This is a genomic window from Pseudomonas sp. 9.2(2024) (assembly GCF_039695385.1).
GTDB classification, from domain to species: Bacteria; Pseudomonadota; Gammaproteobacteria; order Pseudomonadales; family Pseudomonadaceae; genus Aquipseudomonas; species Aquipseudomonas paraglycinae.
Map to the genome: position 1 here is coordinate 2,762,399 of NZ_CP155585.1, position 12,320 is coordinate 2,774,718.

Genomic DNA, 12,320 nt, shown 5'->3' on the forward strand with positions numbered 1-12,320 from the left:
AGTGATATCAATATGCGATAACGGTATTTAAATTTCGTTTTTTATAGCGATAAAGTCCGGCCTCACAGATTTTCCTGGAAATCACTGCGAGGTTGTCATGGCCCTACCGTTCAAACGTTCTGCACTGACGCTGCTGGCGGCTTCGCTGGCTGGCGCACTGCTCGGTAACACCGCTCAAGCCGAAGGCAAGATCAGCATCGCCCAGCAATTCGGCATCGGTTATCTGATTCTGGATGTGGTACGCGATCAGCAATTGATCGAGAAGCACGGCAAGGCCCAGGGCCTGGACATCAAGGTCGACTGGAACAGCATTTCCGGCGCCACCGCCATGAACGAGGCGCTGCTCACCGGATCGCTGGACGTGGTCTCGGCCGGCGTGCCGCCGATGCTTACCGTGTGGGATCGCACCAAAGGCAAACAGAACGTCAAGGCCATCGCCTCGCTGGGTTCGATGCCCAACTACCTGCTGACCAACAACCCGAACGTGAAAACCCTCAAAGACTTCAGCGACAAGGATCGCATCGCCGTACCGGCGGCGGGTGTGGGCTTCCAGTCGCGCACGCTGCAGATCGAAACGGCCAAGGAATTCGGCAATGACCAATACAAGAAATTCGACGACATCTCCGTCAGCCTGCCGCACCCGGATGCGACGGCTGCACTGATCGCTGGCGGCTCGGAAATCAACGCGCATTTCTCAAGCCCACCGTTTCAGTACCAGGCATTGCAGAATCCCAACGTCCATAAAGTGCTGAGTTCCTACGACGTGCTCGGCGGCCAGGCCACATTCAACGTGCTCTACACCACGGAAAAATTCCACGACGAAAACCCGAAAACCTACAAGGCGTTCTACGACGCCCTGGCCGAGGCCGAGAAGATCATCAAAGCCGACAAGCCTGCGGCGGCTCAAGCTTACATTCGGGTTGAACAGTCGAAACTACCGCTGGCGCTGGTTGAGAAAATTGTCACCGACCCGGAAATCGATTTCACCGTGGTGCCGCAACGCACCTTTATCTATGCAGAGAAACTGCAGGAGCTGGGCGTGCTGAAAAACAAGGCGGACAGCTGGAAGGATTATTTCTTTGAAGAGGCGCATGGCGGGGCGGGGAGTTGAACACTCGTCTTTTCTGAACAGTCCGCACGTCCGTTCGCCGGGTGAGCGACAAACCCGTGTCTATAGTGAGAGGGCTGTGTGAAACGGGTGGCGCACCTCAAGGCTGCGACGGGAGGCGCCGAGTGAACAATCTGCTGTTTTTCATTCAGGAGATCGCCATGAGTCAGATCGAAAAAGTCCTCTACACCGCGAAAACCCACACCACCGGCGGACGTGACGGCGCATCGCGCAGTTCCGACGGGATCCTCGATGTAAAACTGTCGTCGCCCGGCTCCAGTGGCGGCGGGACCAATCCGGAACAATTGTTCGCCGCAGGCTGGTCGGCGTGTTTCATCGGCGCGATGAAAGCGGTGGCGGGGCAGCAGAAAATCAGCCTGCCAGCGGACCTGGCGGTGGATGCCGAAGTGGACCTGGGCACTAATTCGGGAGGGTATCTCCTGCAGGCGCGACTGAATGTAAGCCTGCCGGGCATGGAGCGCGGCGCGGCGCAGCAGCTGGTGGATGCGGCGCATCAGGTGTGCCCGTACTCCAAGGCCACGCGCAACAATATCGAGGTCGAATTGAAACTGGTCTGATATCCAGATGCAAAAGGGGCGGCATGATCGTCGATCATGCCGCCCCTTTTGTTTTTTGAGGCCGTAAATCTGTCCGTCGACGATCAATGCATCTTGCTGTGATCGTGGCCTTCCATGGTCAGCGCCTTGACCGGCGCTTTCACTTCAACGGTTTCCTTTTCGCCCTTGGCGTTTTCCACGGTCAGAGTCAGCGGCACGCTGTCGCCTTCTTTCAACTGAGCGGTCAGGCCCATCAGCATCACATGGTAACCATTCGGGTCGAAGTTGACGGCCTTGCCCGCTGGCAGGTCGACCGATTTCACTGGGCCCATGCTCATCACGTCGTTCTTCATGGTCATCTCATGGATCTGCACGTCCTTGGCCGCCGGCGAAGCAACGCTGAGCAGCTTGCTGTCGCTGTCGGCGGTGACGGTCATGAACGCGCCGCTGGCCGACTGGTTCGGCACGGTCGCACGCACCCAGGCGTCGTCGACCCTGGTCTGCGCCGATACATGGAAAGCCAGGCCCAGCAGGGACAGGCCCAGTGCGGCACGTTTGATGTGGTTCAGGAAAGGGTTCATCAGCAGACCTCCATGACGGTAAGCAAATCTTCCGTGCACTCTTGTGCAGAAAGCGATTGAGACAGGCCCACACGCAACGTGCCCCGCGTGTCGTAGACATAGCTGGTGGCGGTGTGGGAAAGGGTATAGGTGTCACCGGCCGGGACTTTTTCGTAGAACACGTCGAATTCCTTGGCGGTGGCCTTGGTTTCTTCGAGGGTGCCGTACAGCGCGACGAAGCTTGGATCGAAGGTCTTGACGTAGGCGTCGAGGATTTCCGGGGTGTCGCGTTCCGGGTCGAGGGTGATGAACACCACTTGCAGGATGTCGCCGTCCTTGCCCATCAGCTTCTTGATTTTTGCGGCGCGGGCCAGCGTCGTCGGGCAAATCGCCGGGCACTGGGTGAAACCGAAGAAGATCATCGGCATCAGGCCGCGAAAGCTCGACAGCGTCACGGTGTTGCCTTCGGTGTCCTTGAGCTTGAAGGTGCGTCCGAGGATCTTGTCGCTCAGATCCTTGCCGTACTTGTACGACAGTTCGCCGCGGGTGTCGCAGCCGGCGAGCAGGCCGAGACCGAGTACGCCCATTCCCGCAAGCACCTTGCGGCGAGTCAACAAAGCCGTCATTTCATACCGCCCTTTGGAGCCCGCCGGTCGGCAGGACAGGCGGGGGGGTTAACCGTAAAAGCGGCGCATGATACCAAAATGATCCGGCAGGTCGGTTTTTGATCACCTGTCAATGTCGGAACAGGCGACAAAAGGTGTAAGAAAAAATGACTCAAGGCGATGGTGGAAGCGGCTCGACCGGGCTCCAGCCACCACCCAGCGCGGTGTACAGGTTCACTTGCGCCACCAGTTGCGCCAACCGGTCGGTGATCAGTCCTTGCTGGGAACTGAACAGCGAACGCTGGGCATCGAGGAACGTCAGGCTACTGTCGACGCCGCTCCGGTAACGGTGCTGCGCCATGTCGTAATAATCCTGGGTCGCCTGCACCAGATCGCGTTGGGCCTGGAGTTGCTGTTCGTAGGTCTGGCGCGCCGCGAGGTTGTCGGACACTTCCTGGAATGCCGTCTGAATGGTCTTTTCGTACTCGGCGACGGTGATGTCCTTCTGCAGCTTCGCGTAATCCAGGCTCGCGCGCAGACTGCCGGCATTGAAGATCGGCAGGTTGATCTGCGGCTGGAACGTCCAGGCTCCGGAGCCGCCCTTGAACAGCCCGGACAGATCGCGGCTGGACGTCCCGGCATTGGCGGTCAGGCTGACACTCGGGAAAAACGCCGCCCGCGCCGCGCCGACGTTGGCATTGGCGGCGCGCAGCTTGTATTCGGCCTGGAGAATGTCCGGTCGGCGTTGCAGCAGATCCGACGGCAACCCGGCCGGCACGGTTGCCACCAGATCACTGTCCAGCGGACGCGCCGGCAGGTGCTCGGGTACCGGCGCGCCCACCAGCAGCGTCAGGCTGTTCAAGTCCTGGGCGACTTGGCGCTGATAACGGGCCAGGCTCGCGCGGGTGCTGTCGACACTGGTCTGCGCCTGAATCTGATCCAGCGCCGAGGACTTGCCGGCCTCGCGGTTGCGGGTGGTCAGGTGCAGGCTTCGTTCGTCGGCGGCCAGTGTTTCCTGGGCCAGCGCCAGTAACTCCTGATCGGCGCGCCAGGTCAGGTAGGCGTTGGCGACGTTGGCCACCAGACTCAATTGCGCACTGCGCCGGGCCTCTTCGGTGGACAGCCAGCTCAGCAGCGCCTGCTCGCTGAGGCTGCGCACCCGGCCGAAGAAGTCCAGTTCATAGGCGCTGATGCCCAGATTCACCGAGTAGGTCGAGGTGATTGCCGCTTGGGTGCGAGTCACGCTGGACGGCAGCCGCTGACGCAGCTCGTTGGCGTTGGCCGACACCGCCGGCAGCAGGTCGGCGCGCTGGATGCGGTACTGTGCCTGAAACGCCTCGACGTTCAGCGCGGCCACCCGCAGATCACGGTTGTTGACCAGCGCGCTTTCAATCAATTGCTGCAACGCCGGGTCATTGAACAGCGCGCGCCAGTCTTCCACCCGGGGCGTGACCGGGGATTGCGCGGCATACGCCGGACCTTGCGGATACTGCGCAGCGCTCGGCGATGCCGGTCGCCGGTAATCGGGAATCAACGAGCAACCGCCCAGCAGCAGCGCAGCGGACAGCAGGGAAATCGGCAATCTGAACATCAAACAGCCTCGTTCACGAATGAGAGCGGACGCCGGGCGCCCGTGATGAGAAAAACGCCGGATCAGGCCCCGGCCATCCATTTCGCCAGACCGTGTCGCCCGCTGACCCCAAGCTTGGCGGCCGCGCGCTTGAGGTAGGTCTCTATCGAGCTGTTCTTGACCCGCAGCTTTTCCGCCATTTGCGGCACGGTGCCGCCGGTCAGCAGACCCAGGCAGACTTCTTTCTCACGCACTGACAAGGTGATGTCGCCCAACGCCAGGCGTTCGTCGAACACCTGTTGCAACGGCGTCTGGGGTTGATCGGCTTGTGGCGCGCGGGGTTGGCGGGCGATGGCTTGTCGACTGATGTGCGCGTGGCGCTCGATCAAGGGCAACAGGGTGTCGGACAGGCGCTTGAGAAACGACAGCTCCGGCAGGGAAAACACCCGATGCGTGTGGGGACGGTAGAACGAAATGACGCAACGGCGATTGGACGTGCGAGACACCAGATTGCATTGGTGGACGCTGTGGTGCAGGTCTCGATGCTGGAGCGAGGCTTTCAGTTGAATCAGTAGCGAGTCGTTCATCTCGATCATCTGTTGCAGCAGCGGATGGTCGTCCGGGTGCTGCAACGGATCCGGGGGCGGAAAGGTGTCCGGCAAACCGGCACTGCCCAACGCCTTGATCTCAACCACGCTGGAGTCCCGTTCATCCAGGGTCCATTCACTGAGATGGACGCGATTGACGGGTACGAGGTTGTCGACCAACTGGAACATATTCGTGGCAAAACGCTCGTTGCCGGTGCTGGCGATCAACTCCCCCAGCTGCCAATAAAAGTGCGGATTTTCCATGTTGCGAAGACTGCCGGTCAGATTCATATCCTTGTCATCCCTGATTTAGAGCCATTGCCGAATCGTCTGCCGTGCATGCACCCGTGAAACGCCCACCCAGTCTTTTCTCCTTGAAATCGTCTGGAGCGGGATTTAAGCCTATGCATTTGTCCTACGTCTGTAGGGGAAAACAGGGACACAAAGTGCCACCATTTCCGAAAAAATGGCGTCACGTTTCTGTCAGGTGAATGTGCAAGGTCGCGTAGTCCGTGACTGTACGGTCTAGTACGAACCCCGAAATCCGGGGATCGGACCGCCGCACCCTTCAGTGCGGGACGCTAGCGGGCAGGCAAGTGTGGCGATTGTCCTACAGGATTTTCAGTCATTTCTTTCCGAACTTTTAGGGAAATCGCTGACTTCTCAGGCCCTGTTGGCTCGCACAACTGTACAAAGTGGGGAGTGTTGTCCGGGTTTTTCGTGTCACGCGGATTTCGGGGCCGATGCTTGAATACGCGCCAAATCACGTGAGATGGATCTTATGAACCAATTTGCTGCCGATGCGGCGGACGGTCTGTCCGCGATCTCCGAGGCCTTCCCGTTGACCGCTGCGCAGCGTGACATCTGGCTCGACCAACTGCGTCAGGGGAATTCGCCGATGTACAACATCGGTGGCTATGTCGAACTGACCGGGTCGCTGGATCCGGCGCTGATGCAGGCGGCGCTTGAAGGTCTCGTGGCCCGGCATGACGCGATGCGCACCAGCCTGCTGCCGGGGGCCGGCGATGATGGGCTGCCGTTGCAGCGTTTTGCCAGGTCCATGCCGGTGCCGATGCCGGTGCACGATTTACGCAGCCATCCCGATCCATACGCCGCAGCGCGCCAACTGACGCAGGAAAACATCGAGCAGCTGTTTACGCTGGACGGCGGGCCGTTGTTCCGGTTTCGTCTGCTCTGGCTCGATGATAACTGCCATTGGCTGTCACTCCAGGCCCATCACCTGATCGTCGATGGCTGGGGTTTCGGCGAGATGCTCAAATCCCTCGACGAGATTTACAACGCGCTGGCGCTCGGGCAATTGCCGCCCGATTCGGCGCCGTCCTATGTCGATTTCATCCGTGACGATGCGCGGTATTTTCAGTCCGACCGTTACGCCCGTGACCGGGCGTATTGGCTGGACAAATACCAACATCGGCCCGAGCCGCTGTTGTTGCCGCGCTATCAGGAACGCTTTGCCAGCGCTGCGGCACCGACCCGGATTTTCTCGCAAGTCTTTCCGGCTCGCTTGCACGAGCGCATGAAGCAGGTGGCCCGAGAGTACGGCGCGTCGGCGTTTCATGTGTTGCTGGCAGCGATCCATGTGTATTTCAGCCGCAGCGCCCAGCGTGACGAATGGGTGGTGGGCGTGCCGCTGCTCAACCGCTCCGGCGCCCGGTTCAAATCGACCCTGGGGCTGTTCACCCAGGTCAGCGCGGTGCGCATGGGGTTTGGCCGCGAGTTGTCATTCAAGACGCTGGTCAAGGCGATTCACGACGAGTTGAAAAAAGACTTTCGCCACCAGCGTTTTCCCTTGAGCGAAATGAACCGTGCCCTCGGCTTGCTGCGCGAGGATCGCTCGCAGTTGTTCGAAGTGACCGTGTCCTATGAGCGCGATGCGCATGAATACCGCTACGGCGAGGCGCAGGGGCGGGTGGTCAAAGTGTCGAACCACGCAGAGGGCACGCCGTTGTCGGTGCACCTGCTGAGCAGCCGTGGTGACTACGAGGACAGTTTGTACATGGTGTACAACGAGGCCTACTTTGACGCCGAAGAAATCGCGGCGCTGAGCGGGCGCTTGCTGTGGGTGCTGGAGCAGGGGCTTGAAGACCCGGCGCTGATGGTGGGTGATTTCAGCCTGAGCCTGCCGACCGAATCGGCGCTCTTGCAGCAGTGGAACGACACACGCGCGCAATACCCTCAAAACCTGACCATTCACCAGCGCATCGAAACGCAAGCGGCGACACGACCGGATGCGGTAGCGGCTGAATCCCGAGGACAACGGCTGACCTATGCCGAGCTGAACCGACAGGCCAACGCCCTGGCCCATCATTTGATCGGGCTCGGTGTGCGACCCGATGACCGCGTGGCGCTCGTCGCCCGCCGAGGGCTGGACACGCTGGTCGCGCTGCTGGCGATTCTCAAGTCCGGCGCCGGTTATGTACCGGTCGATCCGGCTCATCCTGCGGAGCGGCTGAGCTATTTATTGCGCGACACTGCTCCGGTCGTGGTCCTGACCCAGCGCGATCTGCGCGAACGTTTGCCGGTGCTCGACGTGCCGGTGATTGAAATCGATTCGCGTGCCTGGCCGATCAACGATCTCAACCCTGATGCTTCGGGTCTGACCACTGCACATCTGGCCTACGTGATCTACACCTCCGGCTCCACCGGCCAGCCCAAGGGCGTGATGGTCGAGCATCACACGTTATCGAATCTGGTCGACTGGCATTGCACGGCCTTCGACCTGAGCGCCGGTTGCCACACTTCAAGTCTCGCCGGCTTCGGCTTCGACGCCATGGCCTGGGAAGTCTGGCCCGCGCTGTGTGCTGGCGCGACCCTGTACCTGGCGCCGTCCCGTGACGGCGGCGAAGACATCGACGCGCTGCTCGACTGGTGGCGTGCGCAACCGCTGGACGTGAGTTTTCTGCCGACCCCGATTGCCGAGTACGCCTTCAGCCGTCACCTCGAACACCCGACCCTGCGCACACTGCTGATCGGCGGTGATCGACTGCGCCAGTTCAATCGCGAGCAGACGTTCGCGGTGATCAACAACTACGGCCCGACCGAAGCGACGGTGGTCGCGACCTCGGGTCGAATCGAACCGGGCCGAACGCTGCATATCGGCAAACCCGTGAGCAATGCCACGGCCTATTTGCTGGATGACCGACAACGCCCGGTGCCGATTGGCGTGGCCGGTGAGCTGTACGTCGGTGGCGCCGGGGTGGCGCGGGGTTACTTCAATCGCCCTGAGCTGACCGCCGAACGTTTCCTCGACGATCCATTCAGCCGCCAGCCCAACGCGCGGATGTATCGTACCGGCGACCTCGCACGCTGGTGCCCTGACGGCACTATCGAATACCTGGGCCGCAACGACGATCAGGTGAAAATCCGTGGCGTGCGCATCGAGCCCGGTGAGATCGAAGCCGCTTTGAGCAGCCATGAATCCGTGCGCGATGCGGTGGTACAGGTGCGCGACGGGCAATTGCTGGCCTGGTTCACCGAACGCCAGCCGCTGGATATCACGCAGCTGCATGCTCACCTCAAGACCCGTCTGCCCAGCACGATGCTGCCATCGGCCTACGTGCGCCTGACGGCGCTGCCGCTGACGGCCAACGGCAAGCTGGATCGCCAGGCGTTGCCGGCACCGGGGCCGGAGGCGTTGATCCGCCGCGAATATGAAGCCCCGCAAGGCGACGTCGAAATCCTCCTGGCGCAGATCTGGGCCGAGGTGCTGCAAGTCGAAAAGGTCGGGCGTCACGATCACTTCTTTGAACTCGGCGGGCACTCGTTGCTGGCGGTCAACCTGATCGAACGCATGCGCCAGCTCGGCATGAGCAGCGATGTGCGCGTGCTGTTCGGCCAGCCGACCCTGGCGGCACTGGCCGCGTCGGTGGGCAGTGGCCGCGAGGTCGAAGTGCCGGCCAACCGCATTCCGCAAGGTTGCACGCGGATCACGCCGGACCTGTTGCCGTTGGTTGAACTGGATCAGGCCACCCTCGACCGGATCATCGCCACGGTGCCGGGCGGGGCGGCCAACGTGCAGGACATTTATCCGTTGGCACCGTTGCAGGAAGGCATTCTTTATCACCACATCACTGCCGCGCAGGGCGATCCGTACCTGCTGCAATCGCAGCTGGCGTTCGACAGTGTCGAGCGGGTCGAGGCCTATGCGGCGGCGCTGCGTCAGGTCATGGCGCGCCACGATATCCTGCGTACCGCCGTGGTATGGGAAGGCTTGACCAACCCGGTGCAGGTGGTCTGGCGCGAAGCCGAACTCCCGGTACAGGAAATCACCCTCGAGCCGGCCGAGGGCGATGTCCTCACTCAATTGCACGAGCGCTTCGATGCCCGGCGTTATCGCATCGACGTCAGTCAGGCGCCGCTGATCCGGCTGATGTATGCCCGCGACCCGGCTCATGGGCGGATCGTGGCAATTCTGTTGTTTCATCACCTGGCGCTGGATCACATCGCGCTGGAAGTCCTGCGTCATGAAATGCGCGCCAACTTGCTTGGGCTGAGTGAGCCCTTGCCGCCAGCGGTGCCGTATCGCAATTACGTGGCCCAGACCCGGCTTGGAGTCAGCGAACGGGAACATGAAGCGTTCTTCCGCGAGATGCTCGCCGACATCGACGAGCCGACCTTGCCGTTCGGTTTGCAGGATGTGCAGGGCGACGGGCGCGGTATCGATGAAGCCGTACGCACGCTTGCGCCGGAATTGGATCGGCGTTTGCGCCTTCAGGCGCGACAGGCGGGCGTCAGCGTGGCCAGCCTGATTCACCTGGCTTGGGCGCAGGTGCTGGCAGCGACGTCGGGGCAGGAGCACGTGGTGTTCGGCAGCGTTTTTATGGGCCGCATGCAAGGCGGCGAGGGCGCCGACCGGGCGCTGGGCGTGTTCATCAACACCTTGCCATTGCGGGTGGACATGAACCGAGGCGCGCGCGATGCGGTGCTGCTCACCCACGCCCGACTGACCGATTTGCTCGGGCACGAACATGCGTCACTGGCGCTGGCCCAGCGTTGCAGCGGCGTTGCGTCGCCGGCGCCGCTGTTCAGTGCGTTGCTCAACTATCGGCACACCGAACTTGAGGCGCAGGAAGCGGCGTCGGACCCAGCCTGGCAAGGCATTCAGACCCTGGAGAACGAAGAACGCACCAATTACCCGCTGACCCTGAGCGTCGATGATCTGGGCAGCGCTTTGCAGATCACCACGCGAACCCTGATGAGCATCGGTGCGCAGCGCATCGGCGACTACGTGCAAACCGCGTTGCAGACGCTGGTGGATGCGCTGGAGCAAACTCCGCAACAGCCGCTGAATCGCTTGCCGATCCTGCCGGCGGCGGAGCTTGAGCAACTGCTGGTCGAGTTCAATGCCAGCGAAGTCGATTGCCCGCTCGATCAGCCGCTTCAGGTGTTGTTCGAACAACAAGTACAGCGCAGACCCGACGCCATCGCGTTGCAGGCTGGCGAGCAACAATTGACCTATCGCCAGCTGAACGAAAAGGCCAACCGTCTGGCGCATCATCTACGCGAGCACGGCGTGCAGCCCGATTCGCGGGTGGCGATCTGTGTCGAGCGCAGCCCGGATCTGATAGTCGGCCTGCTCGGCATTCTCAAGGCCGGCGGTGCTTACGTGCCGCTGGATCCCGACTATCCGCTGGAACGCCTGCATTACATGCTGCAGGACAGCGCCCCGGTGGCGGTGCTGGTACACGAGACCACCCGCAATCTGTTGGGCGATCCGGGTGTGCCGGTCATCGATTTCGACCGCTGCACCTGGCAGGGCGCATCGACTGAAAACCTGCAAGTACCGGGTTTGAGCGCTGCGAACCTGGCCTACATGATCTACACCTCAGGCTCCACCGGCACGCCGAAGGGCGTGATGATCGAGCACCGAAGCGCCTGCAACATGGTCCACTGGGGCTCGCAGATCAGCTCGCCGACCGAGCACGGCGCGCTGTTGCAGAAAGCGCCATTCAGCTTCGACAGTTCGGTGTGGGAGATTTTCTGGCCGCTGTGTTCCGGCCTGCGGCTGGTGCTGGCGCGTCCCGACGGCAACCGCGATTCGGCCTATGTGACTCAGGTGATTCGTGAACGGCAGATCACCGTGGTCAAGTTCGTGCCGGCGTTGCTGCAACAGTTCATCGAACAGGACGATGTCAGCCAGTGCACCAGCCTGACTGACGTGCTCAACGGTGGCGGTGAACTGACCGCCGCACTGGCCCGGCGTGTCCGCGAGCGCCTGCCGTGGGTACGTCTGCACAACGTCTATGGCCCGACCGAAACCACGGTCGACAGCACCGGCTGGACGCTGGAACCGGATCAACCGGTGCCGGAAGCCGTGGTGCCGATCGGCAAGGCCCTGAGCAACACCCGGCTCTATGTGCTGGATGCCCACGATCAACCGGTGCCATTCGGTGTCAGCGGACATTTGCACATCGGCGGGGTCGGGGTCGCACGGGGTTATCTGGGGTTGCCGGGCATGCAGGCCGAGCGCTTCATCGACAGCCCGTTCGTGGCCGGTGATCGCCTGTACCGCACCGGCGATCTGGTGCGCTACCGGGCGGACGGCAACCTCGAATTCCTCGGCCGCAACGACTTCCAGATCAAGCTGCGTGGCCTGCGTCTGGAACCGGGGGAAATCGAAGCGCGGCTGATCGAGCACCCGGCGGTGCGTGAAGCGGTGGTGCTGGTGCGTGACGAGCGACTGGTGGCGTATTTCACCGTGCGCGAAGGCTTCGACGCGCCTCCCATCGAAACCTTGCGCTCACACGTGCTTGAGCGCTTGCCGGAGTACATGGCGCCGGGTGCTTACGTGAAGCTCGACGCATTGCCCCTGACCCCGAACGACAAGGTCGACCGCAAGGCTTTGCCGGCACCGGGGGCAGAGGCGGTGCTCAGTCGCCGCTACGAGGCGCCCGAGGGCGAAGTCGAAATCCGGCTGGCGCAGATCTGGGCCGAGGTGTTGCAACTGGAGCAGGTCGGGCGCAACGACCACTTCTTCGAACTCGGCGGGCATTCGTTGCTGGCGGTCAGCCTGGTGGCGCGCATGCGTCAGGCAGGGCTGCACGTCGATGCGCGAACGCTGTTCAGCCAGCCGACTCTGGCCGCGCTGGCGGCGCAAACCTCGGCGCAGGCAAAACAGCTGGAGGTGCCGCAAACCACCATTCCGACGCTCAACCGCAAACGCCGGCTCTGAGGCGACATCGGCGTCGATTCGCGGTTCCCGCGGATCGACGCCATGACTGCCCGGTCATGGGGCTTGTCCCTGCTTCCCATGTCAGACACCCAAGCCCCGATGTTTTAGCTTTTCCAGGCTGCGCGCCGCCGCACGGACTCG

General features: G+C 61.9%; 7 protein-coding genes. 3 read left to right on the forward strand and 4 right to left on the reverse strand.

All coding sequences use genetic code 11. From position 1 onward, the window contains the following. Window positions 1–97: 97 nt before the first annotated feature. Both ABFB52_RS12485 and ABFB52_RS12490 read left to right on the forward strand, forming a co-directional pair. Window positions 98–1,111, forward strand: coding sequence for an ABC transporter substrate-binding protein (locus tag ABFB52_RS12485; RefSeq protein WP_085608945.1), 1,014 nt, complete (start codon window positions 98–100; stop codon window positions 1,109–1,111). A 158-nt stretch (window positions 1,112–1,269) separates the two neighbouring features. After that, the gene (locus tag ABFB52_RS12490) at window positions 1,270–1,686 is read left to right on the forward strand and encodes an organic hydroperoxide resistance protein (protein ID WP_007956881.1); all 417 of its coding nucleotides are present in this window, start codon (window positions 1,270–1,272) and stop codon (window positions 1,684–1,686) included. An 83-nt stretch (window positions 1,687–1,769) separates the two neighbouring features. On the opposite strand, the gene ABFB52_RS12495 is transcribed toward ABFB52_RS12490, so the two are convergent. From ABFB52_RS12495 to ABFB52_RS12510, 4 genes are all read right to left on the reverse strand, one after another. Further along, on the reverse strand, window positions 1,770–2,246 hold the full coding sequence (locus ABFB52_RS12495; protein WP_129973689.1) for a copper chaperone PCu(A)C: 477 nt from the start codon (window positions 2,244–2,246) through the stop codon (window positions 1,770–1,772). Then, window positions 2,246–2,851, reverse strand: a complete 606-nt coding sequence (locus tag ABFB52_RS12500; RefSeq protein ID WP_039770777.1) for an SCO family protein — start codon at window positions 2,849–2,851, stop codon at window positions 2,246–2,248. Before ABFB52_RS12500 ends, ABFB52_RS12495 begins: the two co-directional genes overlap by 1 nt. 151 nt (window positions 2,852–3,002) lie before the next feature. Continuing rightward, window positions 3,003–4,421, reverse strand: coding sequence for an efflux transporter outer membrane subunit (locus tag ABFB52_RS12505; protein WP_129973690.1), 1,419 nt, complete (start codon window positions 4,419–4,421; stop codon window positions 3,003–3,005). Window positions 4,422–4,483: 62 nt separating this feature from the next. Next, the gene (locus tag ABFB52_RS12510) at window positions 4,484–5,278 is read right to left on the reverse strand and encodes a LuxR C-terminal-related transcriptional regulator (protein WP_129973691.1); all 795 of its coding nucleotides are present in this window, start codon (window positions 5,276–5,278) and stop codon (window positions 4,484–4,486) included. A gap of 490 nt (window positions 5,279–5,768) precedes the next feature. On the opposite strand from ABFB52_RS12510, the gene ABFB52_RS12515 reads away from it, so the two are divergent. Beyond that, complete coding sequence (locus ABFB52_RS12515) at window positions 5,769–12,179, forward strand: amino acid adenylation domain-containing protein (RefSeq protein WP_346836132.1); 6,411 nt, start codon at window positions 5,769–5,771, stop codon at window positions 12,177–12,179. Window positions 12,180–12,320 lie beyond the last annotated feature (141 nt).

What these genes read in the sequence shown, in the direction of transcription:
- ABFB52_RS12515 (WP_346836132.1), top strand. Translation starts at nt 5,769, where the DNA reads ATGAACCAATTTGCTGCCGATGCGGCGGACGGTCTGTCCGCGATCTCC.
- ABFB52_RS12490 (WP_007956881.1), top strand. Translation starts at nt 1,270, where the DNA reads ATGAGTCAGATCGAAAAAGTCCTCTACACCGCGAAAACCCACACCACC.
- ABFB52_RS12510 (WP_129973691.1), bottom strand. Translation starts at nt 5,278, where the DNA reads ATGAATCTGACCGGCAGTCTTCGCAACATGGAAAATCCGCACTTTTAT.
- ABFB52_RS12495 (WP_129973689.1), bottom strand. Translation starts at nt 2,246, where the DNA reads ATGAACCCTTTCCTGAACCACATCAAACGTGCCGCACTGGGCCTGTCC.
- ABFB52_RS12500 (WP_039770777.1), bottom strand. Translation starts at nt 2,851, where the DNA reads ATGACGGCTTTGTTGACTCGCCGCAAGGTGCTTGCGGGAATGGGCGTA.
- ABFB52_RS12485 (WP_085608945.1), top strand. Translation starts at nt 98, where the DNA reads ATGGCCCTACCGTTCAAACGTTCTGCACTGACGCTGCTGGCGGCTTCG.
- ABFB52_RS12505 (WP_129973690.1), bottom strand. Translation starts at nt 4,421, where the DNA reads ATGTTCAGATTGCCGATTTCCCTGCTGTCCGCTGCGCTGCTGCTGGGC.